Genomic DNA, 24737 nt, shown 5'->3' with positions numbered 1-24737 from the left:
CTTTTAAATAATTGTTAAGGTTCGTCTCCCGGCTTTCTCGCCTGCTGTTGTCGCCCCATCTTTGCCCGCCAGTAATACAGGTGAACCTCTCCTGTCTGTTGTAATTCTCCAATTTACTATGCTTCGTTTTTCTACCTCAAAAGCCAGGCCGCTGCACATTGTGCGGCAGTTGTGCCTGGCCGGTGCATTAGTATGCACCCAACACCTGGAAAGCCAGGCCCTGACGCTCACGGCAGCGCACCAAAGCCTTCGCGACATCGAGGGTACCGTTCGGGATGAAAATGGCGAACTGCTTCCCGGCGTCAGCATTATCGTCAAAGGCACGCAACGCGGCGCAGTAACCGATGCAGCCGGTCGTTTTTCGGTTTCCATTAATGAAGGCGAAGATGCGTCGCTCGTGTTTTCCTTCGTTGGCTACCAGTCACAGGAGGTGCTCATCGGCAACCAGTCCACGATTGATGTTACTTTAAAAGCGGATTCCAAATCACTGGACGAAGTGGTGGTAATCGGCTATGGTACAGCGCGGAAGAGCGATCTGTCAGCGGCTGTTTCCACCGTTCCCGACATGGCGCAGATCAAAAACCGGCCTGTATTGAATGTTGAAAGCATGATCCAGGGCAAAATACCGGGCGTCACCTCTGTAAGCAGCGGCGGGCATCCGAATGAAGCACCTAAGGTGACAATCCGCGGAATGGGCTCCCGCAGCGGTGAAAGCGTTCTTTATGTGGTCGACGGTGTGCCCGGAGCGCCATTTAACCCGGCCGACGTGGAGTCCATGACCGTTTTGAAAGATGCCGCTTCGGCAGCGATTTACGGGGCGTTTTCGGGATCTGCCGGAGTAATTCTCGTGACCACCCGCCAGGCGGCGCAAGGCAAGCCGAGTATCGAATACAGTGGTTTTGTGGGTGCCAAGCAGGCCTGGCGAACCCCTCAGTCGCTGAGCGCCGAAGAGGAAGCCCGGGTTTCGAACCTTGCGTATACCAATGCGGGTTTATCACCGCTCGACGGCTGGGATGCCTCGAAGAACCCTTACGCGCAGGTAACCCGCACCAACTGGGTGGACGAAGTGTTCCGCACGGGCATTATCCAGCGGCATAATGTGAGCATCAATTCGGGGACCGAGAAGTTTTCGACCCTCATCCAGGGACGCTATGAAAAGGACGAAGGAACGCTCCTGAACACTTACAACCAGAATTTGTCTCTGCGCCTCAACGCAAACTATCAGTTTAATGACCATCTGAAATTCAGACAGGACGTTTTCTGGAATAACAACGACAACCGCGGCACCGAAACCAACAGCGGGTACAGCGGCACGATCTTGTCGGCGATTTACATGCCCCGCTCGGCAGCTGCCTACTACGAGGACGGAAGCTTCGGCGGGGTAGGACCGCGCGATAGCCAGTACCTGGGTATCCACGGAGATGCGATTAACCCCGTAGGGACGTTGGAAAGGAACAATCCTTACAACAAAACCACCCAGATCCAGTCGGTGTCGGAGCTGACTTACTCGGATCTCATTCCCGATCTGACCGTCTTCTCGCGTTTCACCTACCGCCAGTCCAACTGGCTCTGGAAGCGTTTCGACCCGCGCCGGACAGAACCGGGAAAGCCTAACAATCAGAACAACCTCGAATACAAGACGAACCGCAATTACCACTGGATTTGGGAGAACACCGCCAGCTACAATAAGGTGCTCGGCAAGAACAGCATTGGCGCAATGGTGTCGGTGACAGCCCAGGACAATGGCGAGCGCGGCTACACGGCCGGTGCAAAAGGTTTTGAAAATGAAGATATGTGGGCCAACTACTTCATCAACGCAACGATTTTTGACCAAAACCGCCCGACTGATTACGAATGGAAGGACAAAAATGCCTCTTACGTAGGTCGTCTCTCTTACAGCTGGGCCGACCGCTATTTCGTAACGGGTAGTTACCGCTTCGACATCGCCGGACGTTTGGCGGCGGGCTATCGCGGCAAAGGGTTTCCCGGCGTAACCGGTGCCTGGAAAATCAGCTCGGAGCCGTTTATGAACAGCATTCCGCAGATTGATCTGCTCAAACTCCGCGCAAGCTGGGGCCGCATCGGAAACATCGGGTCCATCGCCCGCTATTACGGTTACCCGAGCCTGAGCACCAACAACACCTACCAAATCGGGAATACCGCGCCATTCAGCAATGGTTTGTATGTGAATGCGCGCTTCAATCCCGAACTTTCCTGGGAAACTTCGCAGCAGACGGACATCGGTCTGGATGTGAGTGTATTGAAAGAAAAGCTCTCTTTAACGGTCGACTATTTCGACAAACTGACCTACGACCTGATCAAGCAACAGGATTCGGGGTGGCCGAACACATTCGGTTACGGCGCGCCTTATATCAACCAGGGTAAAATCAGGAATACCGGCTGGGAATTTTCGGCCTCCTGGAAAGACCGTGTGAACGACTTCACCTACGAAGTGAACGGAAACCTGGCTACCCTGAAAAACCGGGTGGATTACATCGACGGCAACACGAACTCTTTCTGGGCACATACCGATTCGTGGAGAGGTATCCTCACGCCCTACCGCTCGGTGGTCGGCCAGCCTTACTATTCTTACTGGCTGATCAAAAATGCCGGCATTTTCCAGACAGACGAAGAGGCCGCGGCCTACACCGCCGCCAACGGAACGCGCATTCAGCCGAATGCCAAAGCGGGTGACCTTAAATTCATCGACGAAAACGGCGACGGCAAAATCGACGACGGCGACCGTGTGTTCATGGGAAGCGCATTCCCGAAAATTACTTACGGCGTAACAGCCAATGTAAGCTGGAAGAACTTCGATGCGAGCCTCTTCTTGCAGGGCGTCGGCGGCGTGAAGCTTTTCCATGCATTCAAGCAGTCGACTTTGAACGGGGCCGAGCAAGGATACAACCGGTGGGACAAAATCCTGGACGCCTGGTCGGAAACCAACACCGGATCGGACATTCCACGCATTCAGGCCAACGACCCGAACCGCAACTTTGCGACCAACTCCGACTGGTACCTCGAAAACGGGAACTACCTCCGTATCAAAAACCTGATGATCGGTTATACGTTCAAGAAAATCAAGGGAATCGAGAACCTGCGCGTGTATGTAAGCGGCGATAACCTGCTGACATTCACCAAATATTCGGGTATGGACCCCGAGGTGGGCGGCATCGGCTTCGACGGCGGACAGTTCCCCGTGTCGCGCGTTTACTCTGCCGGTTTGAGATTGAAATTCTAATCCATGCATTACAAAATTTGAGTATAATGAAACTTCGATTGATCAATCAATTAGCACTGGTAGCCCTGCTCGCATCGGCTTCCGGCTGTGATGAAAGCTGGGTGGATACCAAGCCGAATGGCGCCCCCACCACGGCGTTTTTCTGGAAAAGTGAGGACGATGTGAAAAAAGCCGTTACGGCCATGTACGTGCCGATGCGTTACGAATCCACCTGGGGCAGGAACCTGTTCTGGATGCAGAATGCGAGCGACGACCTGGTGACCGGCCGCGTACGTGCGGAAAGCGACAACATTAAAAACTTCAATGTGACGGGACGCGAAGGCGGCATGACCGGTGGCTGGAACGATGTGTACTGGATGATCAACAAGGCCAACCAGGTGATCGAAGGCGTGCCGACTGCCACGGGTGTTTCGGAAGCGGTAAAGAATGCGGCGCTTGGCGAAGCTTATTTCGTACGCGGTTTCGCGCATTTCTGGATCGCCTACCTCTGGGGGCACAAGGACCAGGGTGTCCCTTTCGACGGCCCCGAGCATGCGGAATACGGCAAGCGCATTCCGCCGCAGCTTCCTTCGGTGACGGATAATTACGCGCAGATCATCGCCGATCTGCAAAAAGCCGCCGATTTGCTTCCATTGTTCCAAACATACGGCCCGGATGACCAGGGACGGGCACATAAGGCTGCCGCATGGGCTTACATGGTGAAAACCTACGCCTACTGGGCACAATTCGACCAGAGTAAATGGGCACTCATCCCCGAACTGGCCGATAAGATTAAGAACGAAGGCGGCCGCACGCTAATGAGCGGCAAAGCCAACGGGCGGGAAAACTACCAGAGCGTTTTCAAGGTGGAAAACAACTTCGGCCCCGAATACATCTGGTCGGTAACTTCCGGTGTGCAGGGCGGTTCAGAGTTTGTGGGTGTGGTGTTGGAAAACAAAGGCTGGGGCGTTTTCAATGGCTGGGGCTATTTCCAGCCTACCGAGGAGCTTTACCAGGAATATGAAGCGAACGATCCCCGCCGGGAGGTCACGATCCTGAAATTCGGTGATAAATTCACCTATTTCGGGAAAGAGCGGTCCTACTTTTCGACCAACAGCCTGTCGGGCTTCCAGATCAACAAATACATGGAGCCTTACAGCTACGGCACGAACGAGGATGCGAGCACCAACAATATGATCAACCAGAACGGCGACTACCCGACCACCCGCCTGAACCTGTCGTTGATCCGCTACGCCGAAGTGCTGCTTTTCAAAGCGGAGGCACTGATCATGCAGGGCAAAAATGCGGAAGCCGCCGCGCCGCTCAACGAAATCCGCACCAGGGTAGGCCTGGCGCCGAAAGCTTCGCCAACGATGGCAGATCTCAAACACGAGCGCCGCGTGGAGCTGGCCTGCGAATGGACGGACCGTTTGCAGGATTTGAAAAGGTGGGGTGACTACACGAGGATCAACGCGCCGCTGCACGGCCGCATTCACACCAACAAAACGGACCCTGCGTCCCCTTTTACGGTGAAGGAAATATGGCCCGCCCGCAGCTTCGATCCCGCGAAGCACATGGCCTGGCCGATTAGCCCGGATGAAATTGCCAAATCCAACGGCACTTACCGCCAGACGCCCGGCTGGTAATCCAGGGTCTTACTACGATAATCCGAAACGGCTGCTGCACAACGTGCGCAGCCGTTTTGTTTGGGAAGGAATGGTTTTTCAAATTGTCTCAAATGCCCCCCGAATATGTTTTAAATGGCCGCGGTAACGGATTGGCAGTTAGCTATTTTTGCCATTATCCAAAACCTGATCAACCATTTTATCCGCTATGAGAAAGATAATCGCCGCAATCAACATGACGCTCGACGGTTTTTGCGATCACACGGCCGTTTCGCCCGACGCAGCTGTGCACGATCACTACGGGGAGTTGCTCAAAAATGCCGGAGCTGCATTGTTCGGCAGGAAAACCTACCTGCTGATGGAATTCTGGAAAGGCTTGGTAGAGCAGCCCAGCGGTGAAAAATCAATGGATGATTTCGCGAAAAGTATCGATGCCATTCCCAAAATCGTGTTTTCCCGCACTTTGCAAAGTGTGGACTGGAAAAGCGCGAAAGTAGCCACGCGCGACCTCGAAGCGGAAACGCGGGCGCTCCGGGAGGAGGATGGCAGCCATATCCTCGTTTGTAGCCGCAGCCTGATGATTGCCCTCATGAATGCCGGCCTCGTAGATGAATTTCAACTGATGGTCCACCCGGTGGTGGCGCGGCAAGGGTTACCGCTGTTCGACCAGCTGGATGACGACGTGGTTTTGACTTTGACAAACACGCACACCTTCGGCAGCGGCGCGGTTTTGCTGTACTACGCGCCGTCGAAGAAGCAATAATCCGGAAAAGTGGTATATTGACAGTCGCCGAACCATCGGTTACAAATTATCGACCACCGGAATTCAATTCGCAACCTTAAGATGAGGAATCCAGTTCTGTTGAGGGCCACGCAGCTGTGCGTCCTGGTAGCATTACTACTTATTAGTGAAAGGATTTTTTCACAGGATTTCAACCCGGAAGCCGACCGGTATCAAAAGCTGGCCGACAGCCTTGGCGAAGCAAAGCAATACAAGGCAGCAGCCAGAAATTATTTCGCGGAAAGTGAAACCCGCCGAATGGTGGCCTATAAAAGGCAGCCTGCCGTGAACGCCACGTACTTCTATGCCATGGCCGACATGCCCGACAGCGCCCTGGTCATCCTGCAAAAGGCGGTGAAGTACGGATTCAGGAACAGAAACTGGATGGACTCCGAGCCCGGTTTGGCGGCGGTCCGCAAAAACAAGGCATATGCCGCGCTGACAAAATATATAGCCGACGAGGAGAAAGCGCAGCAAAATCCCGATCAGGCCGCGGTGATCACGAGCGACATCGCGCTATTCTGGAAAGTTTATGATCAGTACAAAAAGGACCCTTCCAATGCGCAGCAGCTATTTCTCAAAGAATATTTCGAGAAAGGCACGCCCGATTTGCAAGAATATTTCAAAACCAAAACGCCGAATATCGGCGGAGTGAAGGGCTTCGTGCACAACCTCGAAACGATGCCGGATTACTACGCCAGTATCCGGGCCAACACGGAGCAGGTAAGCAGTTTGGAGGACTCGCTCCGCATCATTTTTCGGAATATGAAGCAATGGTACCAGCCCGCCACTTTCCCGAATGTGGCTTTTGTGATCGGCGGATGGAGCTCGGGCGGCACCGTCACCAACTATGGCTCCATCATGGGCGTGGATATGCAGGCAGCAAGCAAGCAAACGCCCACTCATGAATTGAATTTATGGCAGAAAAAGAATATGCTGCTCTTCAACGAACTGAAACACGTGGTAGCACACGAACTCGTGCATGTTCAGCAAGCGAATATGGCTGGCGATACCACCTTGCTGTGCCACGCGATCAAAGAAGGAATGGCCGATTTTATCGGTGAACTGATCAGCGGAAGAACGGCCAACCAGCGCCTCCATGTGTGGGCTGTCGGACATGAACGGAAGGTTTGGGAAGATTTTAAAAAGGAAATGTACCTTGACCGCTACGCCAACTGGATTGCCAACAGCAGCCAGGAAACCGCCGACCGCCCTGCCGACCTGGGCTATTGGGTAGGGTACCAAATCTGCAAGGCGTATTTCGAACAGGCCGCGGACAAGAAGCAGGCCGTACATGACATGCTGAATATCAAGGATTACCGGGCATTCTTCGAACGTATTAAAGTGGAAGAAAAGCTGAACCGAAGCCGCTAAGTATTAACTTAATTTGGAATTATTATAAATAGATGGCAACTTCGCGGCGTTGTAACCGTCCGCAGATGCCATTTCCCGATCCAATCCGCCATCATTTAGATAAACAATCCTTCGAGCGGATTTACAATCAGAATTGGGCCAAACTCTACTCGATTGCCCTGTGCCGGCTGGAAGACGAGGATCTTGCCAAGGAGCTGGTACAAACGATTTTCGTGTCGCTTTGGGAAAGAAGAGAGTCGCTGGTGATAGCGGGAAGTGTGTCGCATTACCTCACGCGCGCCGCCATTTACGGCACCGTCCGCTCGGCCGAGGGCGAATTGCTTCCAGGTGCCACCATTTCAGTCAAAGAAAATGCTGCGGGTACTTTTTCAGATCAGAACGGAAAATTCCGAATAGAAAAGCTACGGGCAGGAAAGCTGTCTGTTTCGGTTAGTTTTATCGGTTATCAATCCCAGAATCAAAACATTACGGTTAAGGACGGCGATGAGCAACGCGTGGATTTCAAGCTCTCTGCCAATGCCACCGACCTCGAAGACAGAAATACGTCCTGCGACACCGCTTAGGACGTATTTCTGTTTATAACATGATTTGGCCCACCCATGCGTATTGAGGTTATTGCTATATTTGCGACCTGATCGATGCGTACATTCATAGTTTACATATGGCTCATTACGACCATCCTGCCGACGTTCAGTCAGTGGGGCACGATCGCTTACTACAATGTGAATAAGGAATATATCACGCGTGTGCTTTGTCAAAACCGTGATAAGCCCCAGCTGCATTGTAACGGGAAATGCTACCTTGCCAAAAAGCTGAAAGAACAGCAGAAAAAGCAGGATCAGCAAACGAGCAGCCGTGTAGAAAGCATTCCGGTGCTGCATCTTTTTACTCCTGCATTTGCACATTTCGAATTTGCTCCCGTGCCGGCGCCCCAAGCCGGTCCAATCAGCTTTTCGTACCAGCTGGGCACGTATCAGGCCCCGCTCTCCATCCTGGTTCCGCCTCCCTGCGAGTAGATCAATTACAGGTTTGAAACACGCGCCTTGCCCGTTGACCGTTCCGGTTGCCCGGCCCTGCGCATTCCATTACATCAAACATGCTTCGCCGGCTTTTGCGGCAGGGAAGCATATTAATTGCATCTACCAATGAAAATCAAATACATATTACTGCTGTTGTTAACGGCGGGGATATGCCTGCATAGCACTGCGCAGTCGGGGCTGGGTTCGCTGAGCGGACGTATCCTGAATGCAGAGCAACAGGCAATCACAGGCGCATCCGTTACCTTGCAGGGCACTGCGCTCGGCACCATTACCGATGCCGACGGCCAGTTTGTCCTGACCGGCATCACACCGGGTGCATACATTCTTTCAGTCTCCAACGTAGGCTATACGGCTTACACAGAGAGCCTTCGCATTGCAAAAGGCAAAAACGCATTCCTGAACCTGCAACTTTCCGAAAGCAAGCAAGAACTGGAAGAAGTGCTGGTAAGCGCAGCGAAAAACAGGTATCAGGTGCTGTCGTCCAATTCGGCGACGCGGAGTAACACCCCGCTGCTTTCCACGCCGCAATCCGTGCAGGTGGTGTCGTCGGAAGTACTGCGCGATCGCCAGGCATTTACATTGAACGAAATCGCCGGTTCGATGACCGGCATGAAGGCCAATAACGGCAACGGCAACTTCCAGATCCGCGGTTTTACGGCTTACTCGCCAAACGACGCGAGTTTCCTGCTTTACAATGGCATCCGCGGCAACCTGTTCCTGTGGAGCCAGCAGCCGTTGCTCTACAACATCGAGTCGGTGGAACTGCTTCGCGGGCCGTCGGGCGCATTGTTCAGCGAGGGCTCTCCGGGTGGGGTAGTGAATTTTGTAACTAAAAAACCGCTGACCGAAAAGCGGGCAACCGTGGACCTTTCGCTGGGCAGCTGGGCATTCGGCCGCGCGTCCGCTGATTTTACAGGGCCAATTGACCGGCAAAAAAAGCTCTTGTACCGCGCGATCGTCGGATACGACCGCAGCGAAAGTTTCAGGGATTATCAGGAAAAAAAGAACCTTTTCATTGCGCCGTCATTGACGTACCTCGTAAACAGCCGCTCTTCGCTGAACCTCGAATTGAATTATGCCTATTCCAAAGCAGTGCAGCAATATGACAACGGCAGCTTCATTTACACCAGGCCCGACGGCAGTTTCGATTTTAACCATTATTCCAACAACCTGACGGTCCAGAGCCCGACGGACTACGGTAAAACCCGCAACATGTCGGCCACTTTGACCTTCGATCACCAGATCAGCGATAACCTCAAACTCACGGTCGTGGAGCGGGCCGTGCGGAATGTCCTCGACTTCACCGACCACATTCCGGTAGGGCGGATCAGAAACGATTCGATCAGCCGCGGGTATCAGGATTGGCTTACCGACCGGTTTAGCCTGCAAACCACCGCTTTTGCTACTTATACTGCCAAAACGGGCGGAATCGGGCATCAGATCATCGTCGGCACGGACTATAACCGGTACGGTTGGACCGAGAACGACTATCAGTACAAATCCTCCACCCGCATCTCCATTCTGAACCCCGACTACACCGGCAGTGTGCCCGACGCCACGGTACCTGCCGACGAATCGGACGATAACAAGCGGGTAACCAACCTGATCGGCGGCTACATCCAGGACCAGGTAAGCATCGGCAACAAGCTGAAAGTGCTGCTTTCACTGCGCTACGACAATTACAACGCGAAAGAAACGCCATTGTCCGACCGGGACAACAAGCAGGGCGACGAGCTGCAAGCGTCCGGCTGGATTCCGCGCATCGGGGTAGTGTATTTGCCGGTGAACAATGTGTCCATTTACGGGACTTACCTGAAATCATTCAATCCCCAAACTTCGAACAATGTACTGGCCGGCGGCCCATTCCCGACCCGGAAAGCGACCCAGTATGAAGTAGGCTCGAAGGCTGACGTGCTGGACAACCGCTTGTCGGCCACGTTGTCGCTGTACCAGATCAACTATGCCAATATCCTCACCGCCGCGCCAACGGACGAAAATTCGCACCGGCAGGCGGCCATCGACGGCACGCGCAGCCGCGGAGGTGAGTTTTCGCTCACTGGCCACGTGGGGCCGCTCAGCCTCATTACCGGGTATGCATTCAATGAACACGTGCTCGTAAGCACGAGCACCTACGGTAAAAAAGGCGACCGCTTTGCCAATGCACCCAAACACCAGATCAATTTCTGGGGTAAATATGCGCTTCCCTCCAACCTGCTGAAAGGGTTCAGCGTATCGGCGGGCGTGCGCTATGTGAGCGATCAGGTGGGTTTGCTGAGCAACCAAAACTTCGTGTTCCCGTCGTACACCGTGCTGGATGCGGCGCTATCTTACCAGCGCCAGCGGTTCCAGGTTCAAGTGAATGCCTATAACCTGGCCAACAAGCATTATTTTACGGGAAGCCGCTCGGGGATGACGCTCGGGGGACTGGGCGATCCGTTTAATGTGAGATTGGGCGTGAGCTATCAGATCTGGTAACTGGATTTTCAGCATATGACGAAGAAAGCACCATTTACCCGAATGCTTTTCAGGCTGCACAGCTGGCTGGGCCTGTTCACGGGGATATTCCTGATCCTGCTTGGATTAAGCGGTTCGGTACTCGTTTTCAGGACGGAGCTCGACCAGTATTTCAATGCGGAACTGCTGCATGTTACCCCGGTGGACCATGCGGCTACCGACCAGGTTTTGAAGCGTTGTTATGAAAACATCACCAGCCGCTACCCGAACCTGGACGGCATTGCGTGGGTAAACCCGGACGCTGAGCCGGCGGATGCGTACAATTTCAGGATCTATTTCAATGACACCCGCCTGTTTACCTACGATCTCGGACTGATTTCCTTCGACCCGCACACCGGTGCGGTGTTGCGCGAGGGGCCGTCCAGCGAATTCACGCCCAGCTTTATAGAATGGTTATTCCAGTTTCATTTCAGCTTCCAGCTCGGCATTCCCGGCGCGGCGCTGACAGCCTTTTTTGGCATTACCATGCTGCTCTCTTTGATCACCGGGGCCATTGTGTACCGCAAAATGCTGTGGAGAGTCATCTGTTTCCGGGTCAAAATCAACCGCAAGAACTGGCGGACGATCAGCTCGGATCTGCACCGTATCGTGGGCGTATGGTCGCTGTTGCTCAATGCCGTGATTTTCTTCACGGGATTTTGGATGAACCTGTTTGCATTCAAGGCTAAAACCTGGGAAAACGAACAGGTGGCCACCCGGCCGAACACGCTCATGGCCGCCTCGCCCGACCGGATGTACCGCGAGGCGCTGGCCGCGATGCCGGATTTGCAGCCTACCTACGTTTACCTGCCGACGCAGCCTGCGCGCAAGTTTGAAGTCAGGGGTTATGCAGCAGGCGAGTCCAGGATATGGGGCAGTTCCAATTCGGTCCGGGTTGATCAGCAAACCGGTGAAATCGTGCAGGTTACCAGGCTTGCCGATAAGCCTCTGGGCGAGCGCATCGAAGCGACATTCTTTCCGCTGCATGTGGGAAATTTCGGGGGCATTGCCGTGAAAATCCTGTATGCGATCATCGGCCTCACGCCTGGCCTGCTGGCGGTTACCGGGTTTTTGCTTTGGTGGCGGGGCGTTCGGAAACCCCGTCGCGCAGCGCCCGCGGGTATCAAGCGGGAGAAGGCCGGACAAGGCTCCGGCGACCGGCTATGAGTTCAGCCAGAATTGCCTGGATATCGCAAAACTGGATCAGCGCGCGGTCATGAATCCTGGGTACGTTTGCAATGTAGATCATTCATAACTTTTAAAACCATTGCAAATGAACAAGTCCATTTTTTACCACGCAGGCTGCCCGGTTTGCGTGAGCGCGGAACAGGAAATTATCGGCCTTATTGGCGAGAATAATGTGGAAATCGTACACCTTGGCGATCAAAGCGGAAGAATTGCGGAAGCGGAAAACGCAGGCGTTCAGTCCGTTCCGGCGTTGGTTACGCCCACCGGCAATGTGCTGCACATCAATTTCGGCGCGTCCATCGCGGACGTGAAAGGTTGAAAAGCCCGCAGCCGCCCGGAAGTGGCATGAGTATAGTGAAGAAAGTAATGCGTGGCGGAAGCAAAAAGTGTCATTTGAAATACTGAAAACAAACATCCCGATGGAAAACGTCGGGTGTTTGTTTTCCTTAAATCTGAACAAAATGGATATCCGGGAAACACTTTCGATGAATGAGAACTTTTTGAAGATCCTCACAGGCTGTAAAGAGCGCAATGCGAAAGCCGAAATGATTATTGATCAAAACGGCCTGGAACGTGCGGAAGGGCTTATCAGGGAAATTTACCCTCAAAGCGACGAGCCTTATCTGGAACTAGAAGACGGGACGGTGATCGTGCTCAAAACTTTGGTCGCGGTGAATGGCGTGTTCCTTCCGTCCTATTCCGAATGCTGACGGCAGCGCGGGCGCTTCACAACAATTTTGAAATGGCTTTAATGCCCTCTTCGAGCTGTTGTTCGGACAGCGAGCCGTAACCAAGCCGAAACCCGTTCGCGGATTCTCCCAGACTGAAAGTATCGGGATTGATGATTAAAATCCCTTGCGAGTGCATTTTGGAAGTAATATCCTCCCAGCTCACCGGCCGATGCGGCACGATCCAGAACGCCAGTCCACCTTCGGGAACCGTGTAAGTCACTTTTCCTCCCAGGTATTTGTCGATCAGCGACACGGTGAAGTCCCTTTTTGCCCTGTAATACTGGGAGGCCTTGCGGATGTGCCTTCTGATGGTGCCGTCCTTGATCAGTTGGAGGATCACCTGCTCCATGATCGTATCGCCCTGCACATCGATAATCTTCCGGAGGTCACTCACCTTGTGCAGCAGTTCCTGATCATTGGTCACCAGGTAGCCTATCCGCAATGCGGGCGCAACCACCTTGCTGAGCGTTCCGATGTAAACGTAATTCCGAAGCCCCGGAAATGCGCAAACCGGATGTATTGGCCGGTGTCCGAAATGAAACTCGTTGTCATAATCGTCTTCAATGATTTTAAATCCGTGCTCGTTGGACAGGCGGATCAATTCCAGCCTCCGGTGCAAGCTGAGCGTGACCGTCGTCGGGTACTGGCGGTGCGGCGTGGTAAATATCGCCTTCACCTGGCCCGGGTAGGTTTTGAGATAGGCTGCCACTTCGTCGATGGACAAGCCGTCCTGGTCCACACGCACCGGCAGTAACCGGGCGCCGGCTTGCTCGAAAGCCGACCATGCGGGCTTGTAACCCGGGTTTTCGATCATCACATAATCACCCGGCTGCAAGAGGCATTGCGCCGTCAGGTAAGTGGCCATCTGACTGCCCCTGGTCACGCAGAGGTCGTTTTCGGTCACCTGCATGCTTCGCTGATGACTGAGCATCTGAGCAATTTCCCTCCGAAAATCAATGTCGCCCAGGGCATCCACATAGGACATCATCTGCCAGCGGGCTTTTCGCTGGAAAATCTGCCGGTAAGCCCTCGCCAGCTCTGCTACCGGCGCGATCTTGCTGTTCGGGTGGCCGTCGTCGAACTGGATCTGGTATTTGTTCAATAGCGGCGCTGCCGGGGTCGTTTTGGGGAGCGGTACCTTCGCGCCCCGGAGGCTGGGCAGCTTTTCCGCCACAAACGTGCCCCGCCTTTCCCTGGAAACCAGCCATCCCTCGGTCAACAGCACATCCACAGCCTCTACAACCGTATTTCTGTTCACATTCAGCACCTGCGCCAGATGGCGGCTGCCGGGTAGCGCCTCGCCGCCTTTGAGCCGGCCCGACTGGATATCCCGGATAATCGCGTCGGCGATCTGCAAATAAATCGCTTTGCCGCACTGGTCATCCAGTACAATATCGATATTCCATGGTCGAAGCATGCGGGCTGTTTCTTTGGGTTTAGATTCAGGAAAACTGAAATAGTTCAGCAATCTAACTACCGCGGTGCATAACTACCAATTCTGTTGGATCAATTCCTCAATGGTCGGGTTCGATTCCACGCCGTCGCCGCTTTCCTTTTTAATGTCTTTCAGACGGGCTTTCAGTTTGGCAATGATGTCTTTGTATTGCGGATCGAGAATGGCATTGCGATCTTCGCCCGGATCGTTTTTCAAATCATAAAATTCCCAGCCCGGCGGGTATTTCATGTTGTCCCGGGCGGTTTTGGTCCTCGATTGCCCGTAGAAAAATGCCAGCTTGTACCGGTCCGTCCGTATGCCGAAATGCGCCGGGCGGTTCGGTTCATTGGCCCAATAGCGATAGTAAATGTCCTTCCGCCAATGAGCGGGCGTTTTCCCCTGCAAGTTTTTGCGGAAACTTTTGCCCTGCATGGATGCGGGCGGCGCAATGCCGGCATAATCGAGGAACAGCGACGCGAAGTCGATATTGAGAATGAGGTCGTTAACCCTTTTGCCTTTCGGAATTTCCTTCGGATAGCTGATCACGAACGGCATGCGGATCGACGGTTCGTAGATAAACCGCTTGTCGAAAAAGCCGTGTTCGCCGAGGAAATAGCCCTGGTCGGATGTGTAAATGATGATCGTATTGTCCAGCTCGCCCGCATCTTTCAGATATTGGATCAGGCGGCCGATGTTGTCGTCGACGGCGGCGCCGCAGCGGATATAATCCTTCACAAACTTCTGGTAAATCTTTTTTCGCGCGGCTACCGAATCCAGCCCCTGCAATGAAAACGAATGGCCCGGATATTCCTTACCGGTACCTTTTTCGTAGCGCGTGCCGAGGAGGTCCAGCGGCCAGCCGTCGTGCGTGCGGCCCGAACCCGTGGCACCGCGGTCGGCGAAGTCCGCAGGGTAGGGGATCTCTACGTCTTCGAGGTAATTTTCGTAGCGTTTTGGATAATCAAACGGCTCGTGGGTGGCTTTGAAATGGGTGGAGAGGTAAAACGGCTTACTTTTGTCCCGCTTTTCGAGCCAGGCAATGGATTGGTCGGTGATCACGTCCGTCGAATAGCCTTCATACACTTTGCCCCCTTTCTGGTCTTCCCGGAAATCCTCTTTCGTCATCATGATGGGGTTCCGGTAACGTCCCTGGCCGGGCAGCACGCAGTAGTAGTCAAATCCCGCCGGTTCTTTCACCAAATGCCATTTACCGATCAGCGCCGTCTGGTAGCCGGCCGTTTTCAGCAGTTTGGCGTAGTTTAAGCTATCGGGGCTGAGTGAATCGCTCAAATCATACACGCCGTTTCGATGGCTATACCGGCCGGTCAGGATTGCCGCGCGGCTGGGCACGCATATCGAGTTGGTACAGAATGCATTACCCAGCGTAGCGCCATTCGCCGCCAGCCATTCGATGTGGTCGTTTTTTACGTAATCTTTCAGTATACCCCCATAAATGCCCCACGCCTGCGAGGTGTGGTCGTCGGACATGATGTACAGAATGTTGGGTTTCTTCTTAGTCTGCCCGAAACAAAATGTGGTCGTCAGGGTAATCAGTAAGGTCAGGATGCGCTTCATAGGCAGGGATGATATAAACAAAAAGAACCTGACTGCTCAGATTCTTTTTGTTTCAAAATAAATAATAATTGCGATGGCAATGCCGCCATTCCACATGGGCAGCTGTTATTTGGCAGCATTGAAAAGCGCTAGCGCTTCGTCGTCCTTGTATTGAACGATCAGCGTTTTTAACTTCTCTTTCAGGTCTTTCACCACGGCCGCATTTGCCTTGTCGGCGTACACGTTTTTAAGTTCATGCGGATCTTTTTCTAGGTCGAACAATTCCCAGCTATCCGCGCCGCCGTAAAATCTCACCAGTTTGTAGCGTTTTGTTTTCAGGCCAAAATGCGGGTAAACGTGATGGAAGTCAGGGAATTCGTAATAGTGGTAATACGCTGCGTCACGCCACGGCGTGCTGGCTTTTGCATTCTTGTCGAGCAGGGGCAGAAACGATTTTCCCTGAATCTCCGACGGGATTTTGGTATGTGCCAAATCGAGGATCGTCGGCGCCCAGTCGATGTTCGAAATCAGGTTGTCCACCTTCGTTCCCGGCTTGATCACGCCCGGGTAGCGGATCACAAACGGCGTTTTGAGCGATTCTTCGTAGATAAAGCGCTTGTCGAACCAGCCGTGCTCGCCGAGGTAGAAGCCTTGGTCGGAGGCGTAAATCACGACGGTGTTTTTCGATAGGCCGGTTTTGTCAAGATAATCCAGGATTTTGCCGATGTTCCGGTCTAAACCATTGGCCGTTGCCAGGTAGTCTTTCATGTAGCGCTGGTATTTCCATTCCGTCAATGCTTTGCCGGTCAGCTTTTTGTCGTCGAATTCCTTGCTGATTTTATCATAGTAGTCGCGGAAGGTTTTCTTCTGCGCGTCGGTGAAGAATTTGTAGCCCGGCACGCGGTCGTAGTCCAGGTGTACTTTCAAATCCTGTTTCAGGGTCATGGTCTTTTCGATCGACATTTGCTGGTCTTTCGCAGCTACGCGGCCTTCGTAATTGTCGTAAAACGTTTCGGGAAGCGGGAAATCAATGTCGTCGTAAGCGCCCAGGTCCTGCAAATCGGGCTGCCATCCGCGGTGCACCGATTTTTGGCCTACCACCAGGAAAAACGGCTTTTTGTCGTCGCGCTTGTCGAGCCATTCGAGGGAACTTTGCGTGATAATGTCCGCCACGTAGCCGATCTTCCGCGTGGTGTCGTGCGGCGCGGTGATGAACTCGGGATTGTAGTAAATGCCTTGCCCCGGCAAGATGTTCCAATAGTCGAAACCCACCGGCAGGCTGTTCAAATGCAGTTTTCCGACCCACGCCGTTTGATAACCGCTCTTTTGCAGCTCCTTCGGGAAGAGCAGCTGAGAGGTGTCGAACAGCGTCCGGTCGTTTTTCTTGTAGCCGTTCATGTGGCTGTATTTCCCGGTAAGCAAAGTGGCCCGGCTGGGCCCACAAATAGAGTTTGCCACGAGGTTATTGGTCAAAATCGCGCCTTCGCGTGCAATGCGGTCGATGTTCGGGGTTTTGGCGATCTTGTTGCCATACGCACCGATCGACTGGTAGGCATGGTCATCCGAGAAAATCAGGACGATGTTCGGGCGTTCCGCCGTTTGGGCAAATGGGCTGGAAATGCTTCCCAGCAGGGCAATCACACTTAAAATGTATTTTTTCATTCGGAGTCGTCTAATGTACTATGTAGCAAGTTATAGTACTGTTAGTAAGGTATTTAGTTGGTGTAGCCGGGGTTTTGCGTGAGTTTTTTGTTCACATCCAGCTCGCGCTGCGGGAGCGGGAAAAGCAGGTGGTGTTCCTTAATGGCCGTGTTGCCTTTCGCCTGCAAGGTGCTCAGAAGCTTGCCTGTGCGTTTAAGATCAAACCAGCGGTGGTTTTCAAACCCGAATTCCCACCTGCGTTCGTCGAGGATCGCGTCCTGGAATGCCGTTTTGCTCAGTCCGGCCAGGTCCACTTCCTTGTCGGCCGTGCCGATAGCCTTGCCGTAAGCGCGGCGACGCACCTTGTTCACCGCCTCGAATGCCTCTGCAGAAGGCCCGCCGATCTCGTTCAATGCTTCGGCGTAGGTCAGCAGCAGGTCCGAATAGCGGAGGATAGGGTAGGTGAGCGTCCCTTCGCCGAGCGTGGCGATCGCCGACGGGTCGAAGAATTTGTACCAATGCGGACGGAAAGTCGCTTTGCCGGCTCCCGCGTCGTATTCGGTGAAACACGTGCGGGCCTTGCGGAGGTCACCTGTTTTGAAACTGTTGTAAAACTCTTCGGTCGGCACGTCGGCGCTGTTGCCGCCCACGGTTCCGCCCGCGGGGAGTTTAATGGTCGTTCTCGGGAGGAACAACGCCATCGCAAAGCCGTTGGCCGCTCCGGTGTTTCCCTTAGCCTGAATGTCGAAAATGATCTCTTTATTGAAGCGGTTCTGCGGGGTGAAAATATCGAAATAGCTTTCTACCAGGCCATACTGCGCATTGTCGAGCACTTGCTTCGCCTTGTCGCGCGCTTTGGGATAGTCTTTCAAAGTCAGGTACACTTTCGACAGAAGTCCGGCCGCGGAGCCCTTAGTGGGCCGACCGATGTTGGCCGAACCATTGCTTGCGTCCAGGTTTTGTTCTGCAAAATCCAGGTCGGCGATAATTTGCTCGTACACTTTGGAAGCCTCTGTTCTGGGCACATCCACCGCGTCCAGCGACGTCACCTGGTTGAGCACCAGCGGCACGTCGCCAAACAGCCGCACCATATTGAAATACAACAATGCCCGGACAAACCGCGCTTCGGCGATCAGCCTGCTTTTCTTGGCATCGGGCATCTGGATGGCCGGGATTTTGTCGATTGCCACATTGGCATTCGCGATGGTTTTATACACCGCCGTGTAGAGCACGTAAATGCGGTCGTTCACCGGGCCGTACGTGTAGTTTTTCAATGCAAAAATATTCGCATTCGCCACGCCCTGGCCGCATTCGGCATTGTCGGTAGGCAGCTCGGCGAGCAGGTAAATGCCGCGGTAGAAAATGCTCGACTGGTCGTTCAAACCATCGTACACCGCCACGATCGCCGCGTCGGCATCCGCTTCGGTTTTGTAAAAATTCTGGTCGACCATGAGCGACGCCGGGTTTTCCTGTAAAAAGTCGTTGCAGGAGCTGGCTGTCAGCAGGAACGCTACGAGATATATGAGTTTTTTCATTGGATTCTGAATTAATGCTTTCTCAATTAGAAACTAAGGTTTACGCCCACCAGGAACGACCGCGAGTTGGGATAAGAATCGGAGTCGATTCCGCGCAGGATGTTGTTCTGCCCCGACTGGTTCGTCTCCGGGTCGAAGCCGGTGTATTTGGTGATCACAAACAGGTTTTGCGCCGACACGTACAGCTTTGCATTGCTGATACCCGCCTTGCTCACCCACGAGGAAGGAAAGTTGTAACCGAGCGAAAGCGAGCCGAGGCGTAGGAACGAGCCGTCTTCGATCTGCGCGTCCGAGAAGAGGAATGCGCGGTTCAGGGTCGCTCTTGGGATGGTATTGCTTGGGTTGGTGGGCGTCCAGCGGTCTTTGACACGGGCCGAGCTGTTTTTTTGGCCAGTCGGCAAATCGAGGTCGGCGCGGGTGCTGTTCAGGATTTTGTTGCCTACCACGTAGTTGAAGGAAGCGCTCAGGTCGAAGCCTTTGTAGCTAAAATCGTTGGTAAACCCGCCGAAAAACTTGGGCTGTGCATTGCCGATGAAAGTCCGGTCTTTGGCATCCAGCACGCCGTCGCCATTCAAATCTTTGTATTTGCGGTCGCCGGGCACGGCGGTTTTCTGCGCGCCGCCGGCAATATCGTCGCCGGTTTGGAAAATGCCGTCGCTCACATAGCCGTAAAACGAGTTGAGCGGCTGGCCCGGCACGATCACCACCGGATCGCTGATTTTGAGATAACCATTGATCTCGCCCGTCAGGATCTGCGAAACCGGGCCGAGGTCGAGTACCTTGTTCTTGTTAGCCGCAACGTTGAAATTGATATTCCATTTCAGGTCCTTGTCCAGCACCACAGCCTGGATGCCGAGCTCTATCCCTTTGTTTTCAATGCTTCCGATGTTTTGCAGCGCGCTTGCAAAGCCGGTCGACCAGGGCACGTTGATGTTCAGGAGCATATCGGTCGTCTTTTTATAATAGGCATCAAACGTCAGGTTCAGTCGGTTGCGGAACAGGCCCAGGTCCACACCGAGGTCGGTTTGCGTGGTGGTTTCCCATTTCAGGTTGGGGTTGGGAATGTTGTTGGGGGCAAAACCCTTCACCACTTTATCGCCGATGATGTAGCTCGCGCCCGTAAGGCCCGCCAGCGACTGGTAGCTGTTGATCTCCTGGTTACCGATCCGGCCGTAGCTCAGGCGCAGTTTCAGTTCGGTAATGGCGTTGATGTCTTTGATAAACTCCTCCTCGGACAGCTTCCATGCCACCGATCCCGACGGGAAAAAGCCGTATTTGTTGTTGTTACCGAACTTTGACGAACCATCTGCACGGCCAGTGAGCGTGAGCAGATACTTGTCGTTAAACCCGTAATTGATCCGCCCGATGTACGAAATGAGGCTCCAATCGTTTGTGTTCGTCACCGGCGTGCGGATGATCGCGCCCGATTCGAGGTTATCCGCGCCCAGCAGGTCGTTCACAAAGCCGGAAGCGGAGGAAGTGAGCAGGTTTCGGGTGTATTTCTGGGCGGAAAAACCGGCCAATGCCGTGACGGCGTGCTTACCGAAGGTTTTGTTGAAGGTCAGCGTGTTTTCATTCAGCCACGACGTGCCGTTGGAAGTGGAAACGCGACCGATGCCCTGCGCCGCGGAGCCTGCGAGGATGGTGCGGGGTGCGTAGTATTTTTCGCCGGTAGACGTAATGTCGGCACCAATGCTCGTCCGGAATTCCAGGCCGTCGATGATCTTGTAAGCGGCAAAAACATTGCCCAGGAAGCGCGTGGTGGCCGATTTGTTGGTCAGCTCCAATGCGGTGGCTACGGGGTTACCGATGGGGATACCGCGGTCGTTTTCCAGTACGTAGGTGCCGTCGGCATTGCGCGGTTTCAGGATGGGGTTAAAATCGAGGGCCGAAACGATCACACCCTGCGTGCCTTCGCCGCCGCCCGTGCTGCTCAGCGCCTGGTTGGCATTGGTGTTGGCAATGCTCAGGTTCGCGCCGAGTGAAAGCCTCGATGTGGCCTGCTTTTCGAAGTTGAAACGGCCCGAATAGCGTTTGAAGTCGGAATTGATAATGATTCCGGCCTGATCGAAGTAGTTGAGCGACAGGGAATATTTCGTTTTGGCATCGCCGCCGGAGGCCGTTACCTGGTAGTTCTGCACCGGCGCGGAACGGAAAATCTCGTCCTGCCAGTCGGTACCCTTGCCGAAGGACGCGATCTGCTCCTGCGTGTAAATTTCCTTTCCGTTCGCGTCGTTTACGAGCTGGGCATATTCGGTCGCATTCAGCAGCGGAAGCTTTTTCGACACCTGCTGAACGCCATAGTAGGCATTGATATCGATCTTCATCCGGCCTTCCTGGCCTTTTTTGGTGGTCACAAGCACCACGCCGTTGGCACCGCGCGCGCCATAAATGGCCGCCGCCGACGCATCCTTCAACACCTCGATGGACACGATGTCGTTCGGGTTGATCAGCGACAATGCATTCAGTTTCGGGCCTACGGTAGCACCGCCGGCAGTGGCAGCATTGTCATTGAAAACCGGGAAGCCGTCAATCACGTACAAAGGCTCGCTGCCGGTATTCACCGAGTTGCTGCCGCGGATACGGATGCTCGTGGCGCCTCCGGGCTGGTTGGACGTGCTCGTTACCTGCACGCCCGCCGCCCTTCCGCGCAGGCCGTTATCGAGCGATGCCACCGGTGTTTTCTTGAACTGCGCTTCGGAAATGGACGAAACAGAGCCGGTAAGGTCGCTTTTCTTCTGCGTTCCATAGCCGACCACCACAAGCTCGTTCAGCTGGCGGGTGTCCTCCTGCAAGCTGATGTCGATGGAGCTCTGGTTGTTCACGGCCACTTCGCGGGTTACAAAGCCAATGCCGGAAAATACCAGGATAGCCTCGGCGTCGGCCTTAATGCTGTACTTGCCTTGCGAATCGGTGCTCGTGCCGGTCACGGAGTTTTTGATGAGAATATTAATGCCGGGTATCGGCTCGCCTTTCTGGTCTTTCACGACGCCCGACACGGTCCTGTCCTGTTTCTGGCGGGTTGCGGTGATATTCGGCGCGGTCGCAAAGGTAGCGGCCGGAGCGGCGGCGAGCAGCAGCAGAATCGCCGCCCGGCCGGGTAAGTGTTTCAATGGTTTCAGGGTCAAAGTTTCAATCATAACGGGTCAATTTTCAATCGTTTACAGAGTACAGGTAGTGCCGGGGCCGCAGGAGCGCATTTTTTGAATTAAACTTGTTGATCTATATATTTTATAGTTTAATGGAGAGCAAAGATGGCTTTAAAGCCGGATAGCGCCCGCAAAGTAAGTTAATAATCTATTTAGTTTATAGATTTTGTTCTATTTATTGACCGCACAATAAGTGCCCGGCTGGTATCGGCGGACTTATCGTTTCTTTTGTTTAGTTTGACTATCAGTTAGTTATTGTCCTATCGTCACACTCTCAACACAAGAACGAATGAGAAACAATACGCTTTATGTCCGCACCCTGCTGGCGCTTACTTACGGCCTGTTCGTCGCAGCGCTGTCCTGCACCGACCACGAAGTGCCCGAGCTTCCCAACGACCCCGAGTCGGCCTGTTCCAAAATTAATGGTAGCCCAAGGGCCTATCCCTGCGAGTTCAAGATCGAAAAGCTGACCTTCTACGCGAAAGACAATTCGGTGATCGGCGAGGTGACGCCCACCAGTCCGAACATCATATTGTACCGCTCGCGTGCCAAAATGGATTCCAACCCGTCGGCCAGCACGGTGGGCCAGATAGGCGTGCTTACCTTTGATGTGAAAGCCACCGTGAAGAGGTTGGCTGGCCCGTCGTTCCCGGTGTCGGCAGGTTACGAGCTGGTGTATTCCATGCACGTTTCCGGCGTGAGCGCGCTCACAACCCCAGGCGAGAGCGCCGTCACCGGCAGCCCGTTGGCCATACCGATACCCGTGGGAGCTACCACCGAAATTTCGCTGGAACTTCCGGCCAGGTATCAGATCCAGAATGTGATGGGTGAGATCAGACCGACGGCATATTTAAGCCTCACCGCGTTCCTGATTTATAACGATGTCACATCCGAAGAGCTCGACGATCACCCGAGCTTCATCGGCGACGTGGCTGAGGCCCATATCGACATTACCACGTCGATCAGAGATTAAGAGCGCCCGAAGTAGCTGACGGCGCCGCAATGCCTGCGTATCTCCCTGGTTGTCATTATTTTTTTAATAAATTTTCACTAAAATATTCAAGTAGTCGTTATTTTTGCCCTCTCACTTTACAATGCCATTGCCAAATGGTAATCACATCTGCCATGGCGACATCCATTGACGGGTTCGGGGGAAATGACGACGCGGGCCTCTGGGAAGCATTCCAGAAAGGCGACCGGGGTGCATTTGCGCGTGTTTACCAGGGGCACGTGCACCACCTCATCCGCTATGGCTACAAGGTTACCAGCAACCGAAACCTCATTCAGGACTGCACTCAGGACCTTTTTGTTGAACTTTGGGAAAACCGGGAGCAACTCCCGGAAATCCGCTCGCTGCGGTTTTACCTGCTCAAATCGCTCCGATACAAACTCGTGAAGCACCTCCGCTTCGAGCAGTCCGAAAGCCTCGACGACGAGCGTATGGAAACCCACGACGATCATTTCGAGAACCAGACGGTGCGCCAGGAAACGCTGACGCGGCAGTCGAAGCAGCTCGAAACAGCATTGGCACAGTTGCCGAAGCGGCAGCAGGAAGCCATTCACCTGCGTTTTTTCCACGAGCTCAACAACGAAGAGGTGGCGCGCATCATGGGCGTCAACTACCAGTCGGCCTGCAAATTCATCTACACCGGCCTTAAAACGCTGCGCGAAATCATGCATTTATCGTCCATTATCCCAGTTTTGTTTTCTTTTTTCATGAAATCCTGAAAATTTTTCTGAAAAAATGGATTAAAACGCGGCGTAATCTGCACTGGGGTATATCAACCGAAACGGATTCGCCATGGCAGGAGATTTTGCCGATTACGATATTGAAGATTTTGCATTCGAAGAAACCTTCCAGCATTGGGTTTTGAAAACCGACCCTGCGCATGAGGCTTTCTGGGACGATTACCTGGCCGCACATCCCGAAAAAACCGATAAGATCCTGGCCGCGCGGTCGCTCGTGCAGGATTTGCATGCAGATGACCCCGCCACGCGCGACGACCTGCTGGCCCGTGAAATCTGGGAGCGGGTCGATCACCGGACGCGCCCCGTACGGTTCGCGATCTGGCGGCGGGTGAAAGCCTGGCACGTGGCGGCATCGCTGCTGCTACTGGCGGCCGCGCTCGGGCTCTGGCTTCGGAATGCGGAACATGCGCAGGAGATAGCGACCTTACAGCCCGACAAATCGCTGACCGGCGAAATGCGCGAGGCAATCAACACGAGCGACAGCGCCAGGCAGGTGCTCCTGCCCGACGGCTCACGCATTACCCTCGGCAAGGACAGCAAGCTGGTGTACCCGGCCAGGTTCTCCGCCCGCGAAAGGGTAGTGCAGTTGAGCGGCGAAGCGTTTTTCGACGTCCAGCGCGATACCGGCCGGCCTTTCCTGATCTATGCCAATGAGACCGTGACCAAGGTACTCGGGACGAGCTTTCGTATAAAGGCGTACGTTAGTGCCCCGAAAGTGATCGTATCGGTGGTGACGGGCAAGGTTTCTGTGTTCGGGAAGAAGGATTATGAAGAAAATTCGGGGAATTCGCGGCTTACTGGGCTGATATTGACGGCAAACCAGCAAGCCGAGTTCCTGCGGGAAGAATTGCATTTCAACAAGACCCTCGTGGAAAAGCCGGTGATCGTGGAATCGGCCCCGCGCAGTTCGTTTGAATTCGATAATACACCCTTGCAGGAGGTGTTTCAGGTGTTGCAGGAGGCTTATGGCGTGGAGATTATCTTCGATGCCGAGCTGGTGAAGGGGCGGTCGCTGCAAGTGAGCCTGGAAGACGAAAGCCTTTATGAGAAGCTCGACGTGATCTGCAAAACCATGGGAATGTCGTATCAGATCGTCGATGCGCGCATTCTCATCGGCAAGCAGGATTCCGGAAAAAATACATCACCCTAAACCCTGACCCATTATGACATAGGCTTACACAAAAAAAGCCGGCAATGCGGAAACATTGCCGGCCCGATACTA

The 24737-nt window shown here is 53.9% G+C and carries 18 protein-coding genes; 13 read left to right on the top strand and 5 right to left on the bottom strand.

The window, feature by feature from the left end:
- Positions 1–118: 118 nt before the first annotated feature.
- The 10 genes from DFER_RS11055 (at position 119) to DFER_RS11010 (ending at position 12431) form a co-directional block, all read left to right on the top strand.
- Positions 119–3241, top strand: a complete 3123-nt coding sequence (locus DFER_RS11055; RefSeq protein WP_015811719.1) for a SusC/RagA family TonB-linked outer membrane protein — start codon at positions 119–121, stop codon at positions 3239–3241.
- A gap of 26 nt (positions 3242–3267) precedes the next feature.
- Positions 3268–4866, top strand: a complete 1599-nt coding sequence (locus tag DFER_RS11050) for a RagB/SusD family nutrient uptake outer membrane protein (RefSeq protein ID WP_015811718.1) — start codon at positions 3268–3270, stop codon at positions 4864–4866.
- Between the two features lie 187 nt (positions 4867–5053).
- Positions 5054–5608, top strand: coding sequence for a dihydrofolate reductase family protein (locus tag DFER_RS11045; protein WP_015811717.1), 555 nt, complete (start codon positions 5054–5056; stop codon positions 5606–5608).
- Between the two features lie 81 nt (positions 5609–5689).
- Positions 5690–7000 (top strand): gliding motility protein GldB-related protein, encoded by a 1311-nt coding sequence (locus DFER_RS11040; RefSeq protein ID WP_015811716.1) that lies wholly within the window; start codon positions 5690–5692, stop codon positions 6998–7000.
- A 65-nt stretch (positions 7001–7065) separates the two neighbouring features.
- Positions 7066–7563: a carboxypeptidase-like regulatory domain-containing protein gene (locus tag DFER_RS29175; RefSeq protein WP_015811715.1), complete on the top strand. Its 498-nt coding sequence runs from the start codon at positions 7066–7068 to the stop codon at positions 7561–7563.
- Between the two features lie 75 nt (positions 7564–7638).
- Positions 7639–8016, top strand: coding sequence for a hypothetical protein (locus DFER_RS11030; RefSeq protein ID WP_015811714.1), 378 nt, complete (start codon positions 7639–7641; stop codon positions 8014–8016).
- A gap of 129 nt (positions 8017–8145) precedes the next feature.
- Positions 8146–10515, top strand: a complete 2370-nt coding sequence (locus DFER_RS11025) for a TonB-dependent receptor (protein ID WP_015811713.1) — start codon at positions 8146–8148, stop codon at positions 10513–10515.
- Positions 10516–10530: 15 nt separating this feature from the next.
- On the top strand, positions 10531–11700 hold the full coding sequence (locus tag DFER_RS11020) for a PepSY-associated TM helix domain-containing protein (RefSeq protein ID WP_050774677.1): 1170 nt from the start codon (positions 10531–10533) through the stop codon (positions 11698–11700).
- Positions 11701–11806: 106 nt separating this feature from the next.
- Positions 11807–12040 (top strand): hypothetical protein, encoded by a 234-nt coding sequence (locus DFER_RS11015; RefSeq protein ID WP_015811711.1) that lies wholly within the window; start codon positions 11807–11809, stop codon positions 12038–12040.
- 142 nt (positions 12041–12182) lie between these two features.
- Positions 12183–12431, top strand: coding sequence for a hypothetical protein (locus DFER_RS11010; protein WP_041736346.1), 249 nt, complete (start codon positions 12183–12185; stop codon positions 12429–12431).
- Between the two features lie 16 nt (positions 12432–12447).
- On the opposite strand, the gene pdxR is transcribed toward DFER_RS11010, so the two are convergent.
- The 5 genes from pdxR to DFER_RS10985 all read right to left on the bottom strand — a co-directional run bounded on the left by pdxR (position 12448) and on the right by DFER_RS10985 (position 21757).
- The gene (gene pdxR, locus DFER_RS11005) at positions 12448–13869 is read right to left on the bottom strand and encodes a MocR-like pyridoxine biosynthesis transcription factor PdxR (protein WP_015811709.1); all 1422 of its coding nucleotides are present in this window, start codon (positions 13867–13869) and stop codon (positions 12448–12450) included.
- 72 nt (positions 13870–13941) lie between these two features.
- Positions 13942–15462: a sulfatase family protein gene (locus DFER_RS11000; RefSeq protein ID WP_015811708.1), complete on the bottom strand. Its 1521-nt coding sequence runs from the start codon at positions 15460–15462 to the stop codon at positions 13942–13944.
- 105 nt (positions 15463–15567) lie between these two features.
- Positions 15568–17103: a sulfatase family protein gene (locus tag DFER_RS10995; RefSeq protein ID WP_015811707.1), complete on the bottom strand. Its 1536-nt coding sequence runs from the start codon at positions 17101–17103 to the stop codon at positions 15568–15570.
- A gap of 53 nt (positions 17104–17156) precedes the next feature.
- Complete coding sequence (locus DFER_RS10990) at positions 17157–18617, bottom strand: RagB/SusD family nutrient uptake outer membrane protein (RefSeq protein WP_015811706.1); 1461 nt, start codon at positions 18615–18617, stop codon at positions 17157–17159.
- A 26-nt stretch (positions 18618–18643) separates the two neighbouring features.
- Complete coding sequence (locus tag DFER_RS10985) at positions 18644–21757, bottom strand: SusC/RagA family TonB-linked outer membrane protein (RefSeq protein ID WP_015811705.1); 3114 nt, start codon at positions 21755–21757, stop codon at positions 18644–18646.
- 298 nt (positions 21758–22055) lie between these two features.
- Between DFER_RS10985 and DFER_RS10980 the strand changes: the two genes are divergently transcribed.
- The 3 genes from DFER_RS10980 (at position 22056) to DFER_RS10970 (ending at position 24665) form a co-directional block, all read left to right on the top strand.
- Positions 22056–22739 (top strand): hypothetical protein, encoded by a 684-nt coding sequence (locus DFER_RS10980; protein WP_015811704.1) that lies wholly within the window; start codon positions 22056–22058, stop codon positions 22737–22739.
- Positions 22740–22891: 152 nt separating this feature from the next.
- Entirely contained in the window at positions 22892–23494 is a 603-nt protein-coding gene (locus DFER_RS10975; protein WP_041736343.1) for an RNA polymerase sigma factor, read from the top strand.
- Between the two features lie 73 nt (positions 23495–23567).
- Positions 23568–24665, top strand: coding sequence for a FecR family protein (locus DFER_RS10970; protein ID WP_015811702.1), 1098 nt, complete (start codon positions 23568–23570; stop codon positions 24663–24665).
- Positions 24666–24737 lie beyond the last annotated feature (72 nt).

This window comes from Dyadobacter fermentans DSM 18053 (assembly GCF_000023125.1).
GTDB lineage: Bacteria > Bacteroidota > Bacteroidia > Cytophagales > Spirosomataceae > Dyadobacter > Dyadobacter fermentans.
Note: the sequence above shows the minus strand (reverse complement) of the source record. Positions and strands in the feature narration are given on the sequence as shown.